A 15,263-nucleotide genomic window follows, 5' to 3' on the forward strand; every position below is an offset into this window, starting at 1 on the left:
GACGATGAGCGCACAACCGAACACCACTGTAGCCCGCCCCGATCCAGGGATGCAGGTCACCACCTTCGACAATCCGATGGGAATCGACGGGTTCGAATTCGTCGAATTCGCCGCACCGGCCGGCCAGGCCGCGCAACTGCACGACTATTTCCGCAAGATGGGCTTCAGTGCGGTGCTGCGGCACCGCAGTCGCGCCATTACCGTCTATCGCCAGGGCGGGGTCAATTTCCTGCTCAACGAAGACCCCGATTCGTTTGCCGCCGATTTTGCGGCCGCGCATGGCCCCTGCGCCTGCGGCTTCGCCATCCGCTTCCGCACCCCGGCCGATACCGTGCTGCAGACGGTGCTGGGCAACGGCGGCGAAGCGGTGCAGAACAAGCCAGAGACGCGCGCAGTGCCGGCACCGGTGGTCAAGGGCATCGGCGATTGCATGCTGTATCTGGTGGACCGCTATGGCGATGCCGGCAGCATCTACGACGCCGACTACGAGCCCATCGAAGGCGCCGACCAACACCCGGTCGGCTTCGGCCTGACCTTCATCGACCATCTCACCCACAACCTGTATTTCGGCAACATGCAGCGTTGGTCGGATTACTACGAACGCTTGTTCAACTTCCGCGAGATTCGCTACTTCGACATCAAGGGCGCCAAGACCGGCCTGGTGTCCAAGGCGATGACCGCACCCGATGGCATCGTGCGCATTCCGCTCAACGAATCGTCCGACCCCAAGAGCCAGATCAACGAATATCTGGACGCCTACCAAGGCGAAGGCATCCAGCACATCGCCTGCTTCACCGACGACATCTACGCCAGCGTGGAAAAGATGCACGAGGCCGGCGTGAGTTTTCTGGATACGCCTGACACCTATTTCGACGTGGTCGACCTGCGCATCCCCGATCACGGCGAAGACGTCGCGCGCCTGCGCCGCAACAAGATCCTGATCGATGCGGACGTGGACACCAAGCAGCGCAAGTTGCTGCAGATCTTCACCACCAACAGCATCGGCCCGATCTTCTTCGAGATCATCCAGCGCAAGGGCAATGAAGGCTTCGGCGAAGGCAATTTCCAAGCGCTGTTCGAAAGCATCGAGCGCGACCAGATCAAGCGCGGGGTGCTTTGAGGGCGGGGATGGGTGATTCGCCGTTCGGGATTTGTGGTTGGTGCCATTAGCTGCGTCGGCGCGAGTTTGGAGTGGTGCAGATTGTTGCGGTGTCGCGCCTGCCTGTTCGTCACGTCGGATGTGGTTCCGGTACGGATGAGACGAAGCGTTAGGCAAGTGGCCGCAATCGACTACGCCCAGGCAAGGTGTTTTTCTGACAACACAGGGCAACGAAGACGCACGTGGTTAAAGCCCCTCTCCCTGCGGGAGAGGGGTTGGGGTGAGGGTACGGTGGAGCGATGAAAATCATACCGCCATTGCCCACTGTCACACGCACCCATGCGCGCGCATTACGCAAAGAGTTGACGGACGCAGAACGTGAGCTTTGGCGCTGTCTCCGCAGCAATCAGCTGCAAGGCTTCAAGTTCAGACGTCAGCATCCACTTCCGCCGTACATCGCAGATTTTTGCTGCGTCGAAGTCAGGTTGATTGTTGAGTTGGATGGATCGCAGCACCAGGCATTCAGCTATCAGGCAAGGACGCGCTGGTTGCAGTCCAAGGGATGGACAGTGCTGCGCTTCTGGAACAACGATGTGTTGCTTTCGCTGGATGCGGTGGTGGAGACAATCTTCAAGATGGCCGCTACACCGTACCCTCACCCCAACCCCTCTCCCGATGGGAGAGGGGCTTGATTCACCCCAAGCCCAGCCTTCTGCGGTCGAGGAGGAGGGTCAACATCCGGACGCGCCACCATGCACAACCAGCAGCACTACATGACCGGCTTCGGCAACGAGTTCGCTACCGAAGCGGTGGCCGGCAGCCTGCCGGTCGGGCAGAACTCGCCGCAGCGCGTGGCGCACGGGCTGTATGCCGAGCAGTTGTCCGGCACCGCGTTCACCGCACCGCGCGGCGAGAACCGGCGCAGTTGGCTGTACCGCATTCGCCCGGCGGCCGTGCATGGCAGCTTCTCCTTGATCGAGCAGTCGCAGCTCCACAACGCGTTCGGCAGCGGGCCGGTGCCGCCGGATCAACTGCGCTGGAGTCCGTTGCCGCTGCCGACCGCGCCGACCGATTTCATCGATGGCCTCTACACCATGGCCGGCAATGGCGGCCCCGAGGCGATGACCGGGGTGGCCGTGCATCTGTATGCGGCCAACGCCTCCATGCACGATCGCTTTTTCTATGACGCCGATGGCGAGTTGTTGCTGGTGCCGCAGCTGGGCCGGCTGCGGGTGCACACCGAGCTTGGCGTGCTGGAACTGGAGCCGCAGCAGATTGGCGTGATTCCGCGCGGCGTGCGCTTCCGTGTCGAGCTGCGCGACGACACCGCGCGCGGCTATGTCTGCGAAAACTTCGGTGGCTTGTTGCGCCTGCCCGACCTGGGCCCGATCGGCAGCAATGGCCTGGCCAACCCGCGCGACTTCGAGACCCCGCACGCCGCCTTCGAGCAGCGCGAAGGCGCATTCGAACTGGTTGCTAAATTTCAGGGCCATCTGTGGCGTGCGGACATCGGCCATTCGCCGCTGGACGTGGTGGCCTGGCACGGCAGTTACGCGCCGTATCGCTACGATCTGCGCCGTTTCAACGCCATCGGTTCGATCAGTTTCGATCACCCCGATCCCAGCATCTTCACCGTGCTGACCTCGCCCAGCGACACGCACGGCACGGCCAATATGGATTTTGCAATCTTCCCGCCGCGCTGGCTGGTGGCGCAGCACACCTTTCGCCCGCCATGGTTCCACCGCAATGTGGCCAGCGAGTTCATGGGATTGGTGCATGGCGTCTACGACGCCAAGGCCGAAGGCTTCGCACCCGGCGGTGCGTCGCTGCACAACTGCATGAGTGGGCACGGCCCGGATGCGGCAACCTTCGACAAGGCCTCGCAGGCGGATCTATCGCGTCCGGACGTTATCGCCGAGACCATGGCTTTCATGTTCGAAACCCGCGCGGTATTGCGCCCCACCCAGCAGGCGCTACAGGCTACCCATCGACAAGGCGATTACCAGCAATGCTGGTCCGGCTTGCGTGCAGGGTTCAAGGCGCCGACGTCTGGCCCGGCAGACTAAGCGCAGCTAACAAAACGTATGCGCTCACCGCCAGGCGGGCGCAGCCGGTGCTCGGTGCGGCATGGACCACGCGTGCACTCTGGTTCTGAGTGCGCCTCCCACACAGGCCCGACGCCTGCTCGCTAAGTCTCCATAGCCGCTCTAAGCGCGCCGATCAAACCGGTTTGCGCCGCCTCCAATGGCGTGCAATCGGGGCCAACGTTTCCAACGCGGACACTGCCGGCCGTCGCGTCACCGGCATCCATTGCACGCCCACGTGCATTCAGCGCAACGCGGGTGCTGGCGTGCTCTTCGACATTGGTTTCGCATCGCAGCTGCGACGGACTGCGACAACAGCAGGCAGCGTCGGTCTCGGCGATCGCCAGGAAATGACCGAGCGCGTGGAGTTCATCACCGACATCCGCGTGCTGCGCTCCAGAATCGAATCCGCGTGCGGGCCGGCATTACGCGGCCTGCAACGCATCCGGCAGTAGCTCTTCGATTCGGGTGCGCACGCGCTGTGCATACGAAGCCGAAGTGAACTGCGGAAGCTCAAGCAAGGCAGTATTGATGGCGATGCCGATCTCCTCTTCCGCGCGTGCGGCCTGCAACTGCCGGTGCAACACCACCGCCACCGGGTTGCGCTGCAACTGCAGGATGTCAAGCAGGTACAGGCGCGCGTTGGTGGCAGCGCGACGGCGCAGACGTTGCAGGTCTTCCTCGGTGGGCGCAGTAACTGGCGGCGCCTGGACCGCCGCAGACACTGCGGCAATGGGCATCACCGCAACCATCGGAGCGGTCGAGCGCGATGCACTGGCTGGCGCATCTTCAACGTGGGTCAGATACCCCATCGCGCACAGTGTCTGCACCAACGCGGCTCCGTTATCTCCCAGCAACAGCGCCAGTGTCGCCAGATCGCGCTGCCCATCGGCCAGGATCAGCGCACGGCGCTGCAGTAACGTCAGTGGGCTGCGGTGCGATTGCAGCGCCGTCAGGGCGAGTTCGGTCTTGCGTGGGGTCATGGCGGCAGTCCTGCGAAGCCGACAGCGTGACCGCTGCCAATGAAGCGCCGATGACATCACCGCGACGGCAGGTTGCCGTGCCCTGCACACCGCCGCGATGCCGGCTGTGTAGGCTGGGCCAACGCATAACGGAGCACATCGATGACACGCAGACTGCTTGGTTGGATAGGTGTAGTGCTGATGGTGGCTGGCTGTCATCGCGGCGACGATGCGCCGGCTGCGCAAGCGCCGGCCGATACCGCGCATGCAGCGGTCGCGTCTGCCAACGATCAGCCCGCAGACGCGGTGCCGCCGGCAACCGCCCCGCCCGGCACGTTTCCGCCGCATCTACGCCAGGAACCCACCACGCTTGCACGGCTGGATGGCTATGGCGACCTGCGGTTGGGCATGGACGCTGCGCAGGCGCGCGCGGCCTGGGGTGGCGAATTGCGCGGCGATGCCGCCAGCGATGGCGGGTGTTACTTGCTGCGCCCGCAGTGGGCCGATGACGCGCGTCGATTCGGTTTCATGTTCGAAGGCGATCACCTGGTGCGTTACCAGACCAGCGAGCCGAAGGAAATCGCGCCCGGCGGCGGCAAGGTCGGCATGACGGTGGCGCAGTTGCGCGCGCTGTATCCCGACGGCTTGGACGCACAACCGCACAAATACCTGCCCGGTGCGCAGACGCTGCGCCATGCCGATGCCGCGACGCAGTCTGCGCTGGTCTTCGAGACCGATGCCGGCGGCACGGTCAGCAGCTGGCGGGTAGGGCAGGCGCCGCAAGTCGATTATGTGGAAGGCTGCGGCTGAGCTCCGCGTCACGTCGAATGTCGGTGTGGGCCTGTCGCTGCATGCGCAGCAGCGCGAGGTGGATGGATCACGCTGGCGCTGCCGGCGTCAGCGTCGCTGCAGCGCTACGGTGAATGGATCAGCCGTGCTTTGCTGGCTCAGCCGCCGACGTGCGTGGCGGATGCACGATGCAACGGGCAGTGGTCGAGGTCTACCGGAGTGCTAGCAACAGATGTCGGCTTACGGTTTTCTGCAATCCGCACAGACGCCGCATCGCGACCCCTGAAGTCACGTGGCATCCATCGCGTCCGCAGCGGCGTTACTGTGGCAATGCGCGGCGCGTAACCAAGCTACGTCGCGCACCCGCGTTACCGGCCCCGCGCGAGATCAGTGCTCCGACGCTGGCCGCTCATGCTGCTTGGCGGTCTCTGCGTTCTCGCCGACATCGCCTTCGGTGGCCGGCGTTGGCAGGCCTTCTTTTTCCATCTCGCCGTGATTGGGTACTTCCGGGCGGTCTTCCATCATCAACGACAACGCGGCCTTGGCCATCATGTGCGCGCTGATCGGCGCGGTAATGAACAAAAACACGGTGATCAGCAGCTCGCGCGGTTGCGGGTCCACGCCCAGGAACAGGTGGTAGCCCACCGAGCCAAGCAGCACGCAGCCCACGCCCAGTGTGCTGGCCTTGGTCGGCGCATGCAGCCGCTTGAAGAAGTCCGACAGTTTGACCAGCCCGAATGCGCCGATCAGGATGAAGAAGGTGCCGACCAGCAGCAGCGCGCTCAACAGATATTCGGTGAGTGCGATCATTCGACGATATCCCGGCGCAATACGTACTTGCTCAGCACCACGGTGCTGCCGAAGCCCAGCATCGCAATCACCAGCGCGGCCTCGAAATAGATCGGCGAATCCAGATACATGCCCAGCAGCATCAGCTCGGCGATGGCGGTGATGGACAGCGTGTCCAGCGCCAGGATGCGGTCGGGCACCGTCGGCCCGCGTAGCAGCCGCCATAGCGCCATCAGGATGGCCAGGCCCACCGTGTGCATGCAGATGACGATGGTCGATTCGATGAACATGTGACCGGTCATGGAAAGATCTCCATCAGAGGCTTTTCGTAGCGGGTCTTGATCTCGGCGATCAACGCGTCCGGGTCGTCCAGATGCAGCACGTGCACCAGCAGATATTTGCGGTCGTCCGACAACGCCGCCGACACCGTGCCAGGCGTGAGCGTGATCATGCTGGTCAGCGCGGCAATGCCATGGATATTGGCGATATCCAGCGGCACCCAGATAAACCCGGGATGGATGCGCGATTCCGGGCCGAGCACCTGGATGGCCACCTTGATGTTGGAACGCACGATGTCGGCGGCGACCACCAGCAACATGCGCGGTACCGAGCGCAACGAGCCGATGCGGGCGAATTCGCGGTCCAGCCTTGCGGCGAAGATCGGCACCACCACGCCCAGCAGCGCGCCCAGCACCCACTGCTGCGGCCCGAAGCTGTCGCTGAGCAGCAGCCAGAATACGAAGACCGTCACGCTCAATGGCGCCGATGGAAAGACGCGGTGTCGCCACGAGACGCGCGCGTTCATGGTTGCCTCCGTTGCGGCGTGGTGGCGCGCACCTGATCCACATAGGCGCCGGGGTCGTGCAGCTGCGCGGCCGCGGCATCGGTGTAGCGCATCAGCGGCGCAGCACCGACCGTCATCGCCACCAGCCCGGTCAGCAGCAAGACCGTGGCGGCGGTCTCCACCGGCCGCATGCGGCCGCGGCGCTGCGGTTGCAGCGCGGGCGTGTCTTCCACTGCCTCCGGCACGCGCCAGAACAGCCGCACGCCAGCCCGGGTCAAACCAATCACCACAAGCAGGCTGCTGCCGAGAACCGCGCCCCAGACCGGCCCGACCAGGCCTTCGGGCACATGCTGCAACAAGGCGGCCTTGGCGAGGAATCCGGACAACGGCGGCAGGCCGGCCACCGCAATCGCGGCGATCAGGAACATCGTGCCGGGAATCGCCCGCCCCGGCAGCGGCGCCACCACTTCCTTGCGGTCGCTGGCAGTGCCGCGGCGGCGCCGGATCAGGTCCGACACCATGAACAAGGCCGCGGCCACAAAGCTGCTGTGCGGCAGGTAATACAGGCCCGCGCCCAGTGCGCCGGCATCGTCGAGCGAGAAGGCGATGAACAAAGTCGCTGCCGAAAACACCACCAGATACGACACCATCACCCGCAATCGCGATGCGGCCATCACCCCGAAGGCGGCCATCAGCAGCGTGGCAATGCCCAGCCACAGCAGCGCATGCCGGCCAAAGCCATGCAGCGCGCCGGCACCGGCGCCGAACCACAGCGACGACACGCGCAGCGTTGCGTACAGCCCGACCTTGGTCATGATTGCGAACAGCGCGGCTACCGCGGCCGGCGCGCGCGAGTAGGTTTCCGGCAGCCACAGGTACAGCGGCAACAAGGCGGCCTTGCTGCAGAACACCAGCAGCAACAATCCCAGTGCGGCCTTGGCCAGCGGCACATCCTGCGCCGGCAGGTCGGCAATACGCTGCGACAGTTCGGCCATGTTGAGCGTGCCGAACACGCCAAACACCAAGCCCAGCGCAATCAGAAACAGCGTCGACGCACACACGTTGAACACCACGTAATGCAAGCCGACGCGCATCTGCAGGCCGCGCCCGCCACTGAGCAACAGCCCATAGGACGCGATCAGCATCACTTCGAAGAACACGAACAGATTGAAGATGTCGCCGGTCAGAAACGCGCCGTTCAAGCCCATCAGCTGGAACTGGAACAAGGCATGGAAGTGCGGCGCGCGCCTGTCCCAGCCGGCGCAGGCATGCAGCAGGCACGCCGAGGCCAGGATCAAGGTCGTCAACAACATCCAGGCAGACAGCCGGTCGCCCATCAGCACGATGCCGAGCCGCGCCGGCCAGTCGCCGAGCAGATAGACCAGCACGCCGCCATCGGCGGCACGTGCAAACAACGCGATCACCGCAGCCGCCAGCAACGCCATGCTCACCCATGCCACGCTGCGCTGCACCCGCGGCCCATAGCGGCGGTGCTCGACGAACAGCGATGCGGATGCACCCAGCATCGGAATCAGGATCGGCAGGATCAGCAGATGATTCATCGCCGCGCCTGCCGGGTGTCCATGCCGGTGGCGGCATCTTCATGCGCATCCACATGGTCGCTGCCGTTATCGCTGCGGCTACGGATCGCCAGCACCAGGCTCACGGCCGTCATCGCAAACGCGATCACGATCGCGGTCAGCACCAACGCTTGCGGCAACGGGTCGGTGTAGTGCTGCAGGTCCACCGGCACGCCGTCGCGCAAGACCGGCGGCTGGCCGCTGCGCAGCCGCCCACCGGCGAAGATCAGCAGATTGGTCGCATACGACAGGAAGGTCATCCCCAGGATCACATCGAAGCTGCGCGCGCGCAGCAGCAGATAGATCGCCAATGCGGTGAGGACGCCGATCGCGCTTGCCATTGCCAATTCCATCAATGCTGCTCCGCGGTGCGTGTCGAACGTTGCGTGGGGTCGATCTCGCCGCGCTGCGAACTGCGCGTACGCGACGGTTTGATCGTGCCCATCATCGACAGCATCAACATCGCCGCACCGAATACCACCAGATACACACCGATATCGAAGCCCAGCGCGCTGGCAAGTTCCAGCTCGCCCAACAGCGGCAAGGGGATGTTGACGTGCCCGCTGCTCAAGAACGGCAAGCCGAAGAGCAGCGACCCGGCACCGCTGAGCAATGCGCACAACAAGCCGATGCCGATCAGCCGGATGTAGTCGAAGCCGAAGCGCGACTCCACCGATGCGGCGCCCTGGATCACGTACTGCATCAGCAACGGCACCGCCAGCACCAACCCGGCGATAAAGCCGCCGCCGGGCGCGTTGTGCCCGCGCAGGAACAGGAACAGCGACACCGTCAAGGTCAGCGGGAACATGATCTGCGCCAGATCCGCCGGCACCGGCAAGCGGATCGCCGGCCCCGGCATGTTGCGTTCCGGTGCCATGCGCGAGCGTCGCAACAGCGCATGCACCACCAACCCGGCAATCGCGAACACGGTGATTTCACCAAAGGTGTCGAAACCGCGGAAATCCACCAGGATCACGTTGACCACGTTGCGGCCATACGCCTCGGGCAGTGCGCGTTGCAGCAGTTCGCCGGCAACGGTGTGGCTGGATTGCGTCATCAAGGTGTACGACAACGCGGCCAGACCGGCGCCGCCCACGATCGCGATGCAGACATCGCGGATCTTGCGCAGCCGCGCGCGCTCGGGCAGCGAGCGTTCGGGCAGGTAGTTCATCGCCAGCAGCATCAGCACCAGCGTCACCATCTCCACCAGCAACTGCGTCAGTGCCAGATCCGGTGCGGACAGGAAGACGAAAGTCAGGCTGACCGCCAGCCCGGTCCCGCCCAGCACCAGCACTGCCAGCAGGCGCTGCTTGTACAGGAACAGGCTGCCCAGCGCACAGGCGATCAACAGCAGCCACACCGTCCACCCCAGCAACGGCATCGGCGTGGGCGCCGGCCAGGCCGGCAGTGTGCCGCCCTGCAGGAACGGCACCAGCGCCACCACCACCGCGCTCAGCACCAGCAACATCAGCATGCGCTGCAAATTGCCGTTGGTGACCGCATCGGTCATGCGGGCGGTGGCGGCAAACAGCGCACGCAGGTTCCAGTGAAACACCGCCTTGCCTGGCGAGCGGTTCTGCACCGCATACAGATCCAGCATGCGGCGGATCGCCATGTACAACAGCGTGCCGCCAATCATGCCGGCGATGCTCATGGCCAGCGGCCAGTTGAAGCCATGCCACAGCGCCAGGCTGTAATCGGGCAAGCGGTCGCCAAGAATCGCACTGGCACCGGCGCGCAGCACCGGCGCCACCGTCCACGCCGGCACGATGCCGACCGCCAGGCAGATCAGCACCAGCACTTCCACCGGGATCTTCATCCAGCGCGGCGGCTCGTGCGGCGTGGTCTCCAGCGCGCGTGGGCCGTCGCCGAAGAACGTGTCGTGCACGAACCGCAGGCTGTAAGCCACGCCGAGCAGGCCGGCCAGCAACGCTGCGATACTCGCCAGAATGCGCATCAGCTGCGGCGCTTGCGTGTCCAGCGCCACCGCAAAGAACATTTCCTTGGACAGGAAGCCGTTGAGCAGCGGAATGCCGGCCATCGCCAGCGATGCGATGATCGCCAACGCACTGGTGAACGGCATCAAGCGGCGCAGATTGCCCAACCTGCGCATGTCGCGCGTACCGGTTTCATGGTCGATGATGCCCGCGGCCATGAACAACGACGCCTTGAAGACGGCGTGGTTGAGGATGTGGAACACGCCCGCCACTACCGCCATCGGTGTCGACAGGCCGAATAGCATCGTGATCAGACCAAGATGCGAGATGGTGGAGTACGCCAGCACGCCTTTGAGGTCGTGCTGGAAAATCGCGTACCACGCACCCAGCAAGAGCGTGATCGCGCCGATGCTGGTGACGGTGTAAAAAAACAGATCGGTGCCGGCCAGCGCAGGATGCAGGCGCGCCAGCAAAAATACCCCGGCCTTCACCATCGTGGCCGAATGCAGATACGCCGACACCGGGGTGGGCGCGGCCATCGCATGCGGCAACCAGAAGTGGAACGGAAACTGCGCGCTCTTGGTAAAGATGCCCAGCAGTACCAATCCCAACGCATACGGATACAGCGGGCTGGCGCGGATCACGTCGCCTGCGGCCAGCACCGCATCCAGCTGAAAACTGCCGACGATGCGGCCGAGCATCAGTACACCGCCCAGCAGTGCGAGCCCACCGCCGGCGGTCAGCACGAACGCCATGCGCGCGCCCTCGCGCGCATCCTTGCGGTGCGACCAGAACCCGATCAGCAGGAACGAACTGATGCTGGTGAGTTCCCAGAACACCATCAGCAACAGCAGATTGCCCGACAGCACCATGCCGAGCATCGCGCCCATAAACAGCAATAGATAGGCGAAGAAGCGCGACGCGCTATCGCGTGCGCTCAGGTAGTAGTGCGCATACATCACCACCAGCGCGCCGATGCCCAGCACCAGCAACGCGAACATCCAGGCCAGCCCATCGAGCCGCAGCGAGAACATCAACCCGATCTGCGGCAACCACGCATGCTCGCTGCGGATCACCTCGCCGCGCAGCACTGCCGGGGTCAAGCTGGCAAGCACCAGCAAGCCGGCCAACGGCGCGGCCGCGGCTAACCACGCAGTGAGCGAACGTGGCGCGCGCGCGAACAGCGCAGCGGCGGCGGCCATCACGAAGGGCAGCGCCAGCAGAATTTCCAGCGGAAAAGGCATGCAGGGAACACAAGATTCGCGAGCAGGCCAGAGAGTTTAACAAAACGTTGACTGACGCCCGTGTCAACGCCGGTGGCGTGCATACGAGGACTTACCCGCCAAACGGCAGGCGCATCGGCGTGAGGGACTCGGTATGCTGCTGTCATTCATCACCGCGTAGTTTTCCAGTGACCGCTGCCCATCCCGCTCCATCCACCGCTGTGTCTGCGCCGCGCGCCCTGGTGTTCGGCGGCAGCGGGCAGATTGGTGAGCGCCTGTTGACCCGGCTGTTGAGCCGCGGCTGGCAGGTAACGGCATGGTCGCGGCAGCCGCGCGCAGCACGCTCCGGGTTGATCTGGCGGCAAGGCGATCTGGCCGTGCCGGCCGCCGCGGGCGAGGCGTTCGAGGTGATCTTCAGCTGCGGACCGCTGGACCACTTCGCCCGCTGGTATGCCGAAAACCCGGTCGCCGCGCCGCGCATCGTGGCGTTCGGTTCGACCAGCGTGGAGGTCAAGGAGCATTCGATCGATGCGGCCGAGCGCGACGTGGCGCAACGGTTGGCGCATGCCGAACAGGCGTTGTTTTCTGCGGCCATGGCGCGCGGCGCCACCGCCACCGTACTGCGCCCGACCCTGGTCTACGGTGCCGGACGCGACAAGACGCTCACCCAGATTGCCGGTCTGGCGCAGCGCACCGGCGCCTTCGTGCTGCCCGCCAATGCCACCGGTTTGCGTCAGCCAGTGCATGTGGACGATCTGGCCAGCGCGGCGCTGGCGGTGATCGGGCAAGCGGCGACCCAGCAACGCAGCTACGCGGTGGGCGGCGGCGAAGTGCTGGCCTACACGCAGATGGTGGAGCGGGTGCTGGAGGCGCTGCCGCGGCCGGCGCGGCTCTATCAGGTGCCACCAAGCCTGTTCGGGTTGGCGCTGACTGCCGCGCAACGCCTGGGCCGCCTGCGTGGCATGAACGCGGCGGCGCTGCAACGCATGCGCGACGATCTGGTGTTCGACCTGGAGCCGGCACGTCGCGATTTCGGCTATGCCCCGCGCGCGTTCCGCCCGCTGCCCGAAGAGCTCGGTATTGGCGAGTAAGCGATTGCGCGCGTCCGGTCGCAGTGTTGAGCAGCGCATAACGGGTTCGACGCGCCGACAGTCGCAGTGCTCACGCGCGACTAAAAGCGGCTAATAAACCGTAGCGAACAGTCGTCAGGTGGGTACGGACGGCGCACTCAGAACCGGAAGGTGCGCGTGGTACATGCTGCATCGAACACCGGCCGCGGCCGCCTGGCGGTGAGCCCAGTCGTTTTGTTAGCCGCTTTAAACGGGATGACAGCTGCGTGGCCTTGCATCTGCCGGGTCTGCGCGCTCACCGCACTCAGTAGCGCCAACCCAACTGCCGATACACCTTGGCCAGCACCCAGATCGGCCCGATCAGCAGATAGGTCAGATCGGTCAGAAAGCTCGGCTTGCGACCTTCGATCTTGTGGCCGACAAATTGCGCAATCCACGCCAGTACGAACACCGACAGCGCGGTGGCGAACAATCCAGTCAGCCCGATCCGGCCTTCGATCAACCGGCACAGGCAGCCGAAGAAAAAGAAGATGCCCAGCATGCCCAACCCGAGCGGGCGCGACAGCCGGTTGTAGTACGACCACGCCGCAAACATCGACAACGCCGCCCACACGCCGCTGCTGAACCAGGTGCCGCCCACCGGAATGCACCACAGCAGCCCCACCACCGACCACAGGATTGCCGGCACGGCCACCACGTGGATCAGCTGATTGGTGTCGTTGCGGTGATCATCGGAATAGCTGGCGAAATAGCGCTCGATCGGTCGCGCGGTCGCGGTGCGTTCGGTCATGTTCCCTCCCAGGAATGACTCCAAGCATACGCGTGCGAACGGCCGCAGTGGCGCTCTGCCGGCAACCGGGCCCCACCACGCCCCAATGGCGTGGGGAGGCCCGGATAGCATCAGTTGACCGACACCGCACTCCAGGCGGCTGCAACCGCGCGGTACTGCGTGGAGGTGCCGCCATACAGATCGGTGGCCGCGCTCAACGTCGCCCGACGGGCTGCCGCGTAATTGGTGGAGGACGTCATGTAGACGGTGAGTGCGCGATACCAGATACGGCTGGCCGCGGCCCGGCCGATCGCCGTCAATGCGGTATTACCGTTGCAGACCAGCCCGGCCGGGGTCACGTTGTAGCTGGTGCCCGCACCGAAACCACTCGGCACTACCGCGCCTTCGGCCAATAAATAGTAGAAGTGGTTGGCCACACCGGAGCTGTAATGCACGTTGAGCGAGCCGATGCCGCTGCGGTAGCAGTCCGGCGAATCGCCATCCAGGCTCGGCTTGAACATGTAGCGCAACGCCAGCGTCCCGCTGCTGTTGCCGGGGATGATTTTTTCGCCGATCAGGTAATTCCCAGGCTCGGCCGGGTTGTTGGCGTAGTACTCCACCATGCTGCCCATGATGTCGGAGGTGGCTTCGTTCAATCCGCCCGATTCGCCGGAATACACCAGCCGTGCCGAGCGGCTGGTCACGCCGTGCGTCATCTCGTGGCCTGCCACATCCACCGACACCAGCGGCGTCAGGCTGCTGCCGTCGCCATCGCCGAAGGTCATGCAGAAGCAGTCGTCCGACCAGAATGCATTGTTGTAGCGGCTTCCGTAATGCACGCGGCTGCGCGCGCCTTTGCCGTCGTTGGCGATCCCGGTGCGCGCGTGGGTGTTCTTGAAGTAATCCCAGGTCAGCGCCACGCCGAAGTGCGCGTCGGCAGCCACCGTCACTGCATCGCTGGTGGCGCCGTTGCCCCAGGTGTTGTCGGCATCGGTGATCAAGGTGCCGTTGCCGGAGGTGGCATTGCGCAGGTTGTAAGTGGCACCGCCACCGCGGCTCAGATCGGTCAGCTCATATCCGCTGCTGCAACGCGTGGTCGATAGCGCCACGCTACCCGCATACAGCGAGCGCCCGGTGCCGGCCGCACTGGTGCCGCCTGCGCATGCGGTATGCACCGTGTCCCAGGATTCGAGGATGCGTTGATCCGCCGCATCGACGATGTAATGCATTTCGGTCGGCGTCTGATCGGGTTTGATACCGCTATAGATCACCTCATACACCAAACGCGGTGCGCCTTGGCGCGCGTACAGCGCAAGGCTGGCGCGTGGCGCGGCAGCCTGCGGCACATCGAACTGCGCGCCTGCGACGCGCAATGCGGTGGCTGTATCGATGCCCGGCAGCAGGCTGGGACGTAGGTTGGTGTCCATGGTTTGACTCAACTGCCGCATCACCCCGCGCCGCGAATGCACCACCACATCGCCGCCGATGACCGGCAAGCCCTGATAGGTACGATCGAAGCGCACATGCTCGGTGCCATCGGCATCGACGATGCTGTCGCGTGCGATAAAGGTATCGGCCGGCGCACGATTGGCCAGCGCTGCGGCGTTGTTCCCCAGCAGCGACTGCGCACGCGATACCGCCGCAGTGGTGGATAAATCAGCAGCCGTAGCGACAGCAGAAAACGATAGCGCGCAGCAGATTGCCGCGCCCAGTACATGGAATTGCATGACGACTCTCTCCAGAAAACGTGCAATGCAAAGACCGGCGGCACCCCCCGACAGCCGGTCGCCGATGGCACCTCGGGTGCCGGCAGCTACGCTTGCACAGTCCCGAACTGGACAGTAGTAAAAATTACGGATGTATCGCGTTCTGTGCGCCCGGCCACTTTGCGCTGCGGACCGCATCGCAGAGATGTGTCTGTCCCATTGCGCGCAGAGCTCCCGCAGCCTTGCGTCCGCGCAATCTCTCTCTCGTGCTCAGCAGATTCCGTGGATTGATGCGCCGACATGCGGGTCGTGCGGCAGACGATCACGGTGAATGACGCGGCTGCATGAAGTCAGCAGTCAAAGGCGTGCGATCTCACTTCTAGCCGAGTGCATAAACCGTTGTGCAGGGAAAAGGCAGATACAAAAAAGCCGGCCATACAGGCCGGCCGGCTTTTTCGTGCGCTGCGAAAA

Annotated in this window: 14 protein-coding genes and 2 other RNA genes; 6 read left to right on the plus strand and 10 right to left on the minus strand. The window is 64.4% G+C overall.

Annotated elements, in window-relative coordinates; translation table 11 throughout:
- Positions 1 to 4 precede the first annotated feature (4 nt).
- From hppD to VC212_RS03280, 4 genes are all read left to right on the plus strand, one after another.
- Positions 5 to 1,120, plus strand: a complete 1,116-nt coding sequence (gene hppD, locus VC212_RS03265; protein ID WP_193553173.1) for a 4-hydroxyphenylpyruvate dioxygenase — start codon at positions 5 to 7, stop codon at positions 1,118 to 1,120.
- Positions 1,121 to 1,398: 278 nt separating this feature from the next.
- Positions 1,399 to 1,791: a DUF559 domain-containing protein gene (locus VC212_RS03270; protein WP_323514496.1), complete on the plus strand. Its 393-nt coding sequence runs from the start codon at positions 1,399 to 1,401 to the stop codon at positions 1,789 to 1,791.
- Between the two features lie 60 nt (positions 1,792 to 1,851).
- Positions 1,852 to 3,165 (plus strand): homogentisate 1,2-dioxygenase, encoded by a 1,314-nt coding sequence (gene hmgA / locus VC212_RS03275; protein WP_323514494.1) that lies wholly within the window; start codon positions 1,852 to 1,854, stop codon positions 3,163 to 3,165.
- 61 nt (positions 3,166 to 3,226) lie between these two features.
- Positions 3,227 to 3,303: non-coding RNA, sX9 sRNA (locus VC212_RS03280), on the plus strand.
- 305 nt (positions 3,304 to 3,608) lie between these two features.
- Here VC212_RS03280 and VC212_RS03285 read toward each other — a convergent pair.
- The gene (locus tag VC212_RS03285; RefSeq protein ID WP_323514492.1) at positions 3,609 to 4,166 is read right to left on the minus strand and encodes a hypothetical protein; all 558 of its coding nucleotides are present in this window, start codon (positions 4,164 to 4,166) and stop codon (positions 3,609 to 3,611) included.
- Positions 4,167 to 4,331: 165 nt separating this feature from the next.
- Between VC212_RS03285 and VC212_RS03290 the strand changes: the two genes are divergently transcribed.
- Positions 4,332 to 4,955 (plus strand): lectin, encoded by a 624-nt coding sequence (locus VC212_RS03290; RefSeq protein WP_323514576.1) that lies wholly within the window; start codon positions 4,332 to 4,334, stop codon positions 4,953 to 4,955.
- 366 nt (positions 4,956 to 5,321) lie between these two features.
- Here the strand turns inward: VC212_RS03290 and VC212_RS03295 are convergent, their stop codons facing one another.
- From VC212_RS03295 to VC212_RS03320, 6 genes are read right to left on the minus strand one after another with little or no spacing between them, the layout of a single operon-like run.
- Entirely contained in the window at positions 5,322 to 5,744 is a 423-nt protein-coding gene (locus VC212_RS03295; protein WP_115552759.1) for a Na+/H+ antiporter subunit G, read from the minus strand.
- Entirely contained in the window at positions 5,741 to 6,025 is a 285-nt protein-coding gene (locus tag VC212_RS03300; RefSeq protein WP_055853273.1) for a K+/H+ antiporter subunit F, read from the minus strand. Before VC212_RS03300 ends, VC212_RS03295 begins: the two co-directional genes overlap by 4 nt.
- Positions 6,022 to 6,528, minus strand: a complete 507-nt coding sequence (locus tag VC212_RS03305; protein ID WP_115512758.1) for a Na+/H+ antiporter subunit E — start codon at positions 6,526 to 6,528, stop codon at positions 6,022 to 6,024. The genes VC212_RS03300 and VC212_RS03305 overlap by 4 nt, the downstream gene beginning before the upstream one ends.
- Positions 6,525 to 8,069 (minus strand): monovalent cation/H+ antiporter subunit D, encoded by a 1,545-nt coding sequence (locus VC212_RS03310; protein ID WP_323514490.1) that lies wholly within the window; start codon positions 8,067 to 8,069, stop codon positions 6,525 to 6,527. Before VC212_RS03310 ends, VC212_RS03305 begins: the two co-directional genes overlap by 4 nt.
- On the minus strand, positions 8,066 to 8,440 hold the full coding sequence (locus tag VC212_RS03315) for a Na+/H+ antiporter subunit C (protein ID WP_055853268.1): 375 nt from the start codon (positions 8,438 to 8,440) through the stop codon (positions 8,066 to 8,068). Before VC212_RS03315 ends, VC212_RS03310 begins: the two co-directional genes overlap by 4 nt.
- Positions 8,440 to 11,268: a monovalent cation/H+ antiporter subunit A gene (locus VC212_RS03320; RefSeq protein ID WP_323514489.1), complete on the minus strand. Its 2,829-nt coding sequence runs from the start codon at positions 11,266 to 11,268 to the stop codon at positions 8,440 to 8,442. Before VC212_RS03320 ends, VC212_RS03315 begins: the two co-directional genes overlap by 1 nt.
- Before the next feature lie 167 nt (positions 11,269 to 11,435).
- On the opposite strand from VC212_RS03320, the gene VC212_RS03325 reads away from it, so the two are divergent.
- Positions 11,436 to 12,338 carry an NAD-dependent epimerase/dehydratase family protein gene (locus tag VC212_RS03325; RefSeq protein ID WP_055853265.1) on the plus strand — a complete coding sequence of 301 codons (903 nt, stop codon included), beginning with the start codon at positions 11,436 to 11,438 and terminating at the stop codon, positions 12,336 to 12,338.
- Between the two features lie 88 nt (positions 12,339 to 12,426).
- Here VC212_RS03325 and VC212_RS03330 read toward each other — a convergent pair.
- The 3 genes from VC212_RS03330 to VC212_RS03340 form a co-directional block, all read right to left on the minus strand.
- A non-coding RNA gene (locus tag VC212_RS03330) (sX9 sRNA) lies at positions 12,427 to 12,503 on the minus strand.
- A 118-nt stretch (positions 12,504 to 12,621) separates the two neighbouring features.
- Positions 12,622 to 13,107 carry an Mpo1-like protein gene (locus VC212_RS03335; RefSeq protein WP_115512754.1) on the minus strand — a complete coding sequence of 162 codons (486 nt, stop codon included), beginning with the start codon at positions 13,105 to 13,107 and terminating at the stop codon, positions 12,622 to 12,624.
- A 110-nt stretch (positions 13,108 to 13,217) separates the two neighbouring features.
- The gene (locus tag VC212_RS03340) at positions 13,218 to 14,813 is read right to left on the minus strand and encodes a M4 family metallopeptidase (protein WP_115558803.1); all 1,596 of its coding nucleotides are present in this window, start codon (positions 14,811 to 14,813) and stop codon (positions 13,218 to 13,220) included.
- Positions 14,814 to 15,263: the final 450 nt, after the last annotated feature.

It is taken from the genome of Xanthomonas sp. WHRI 8932A, from assembly GCF_035012785.1.
Lineage (GTDB): Bacteria > Pseudomonadota > Gammaproteobacteria > Xanthomonadales > Xanthomonadaceae > Xanthomonas.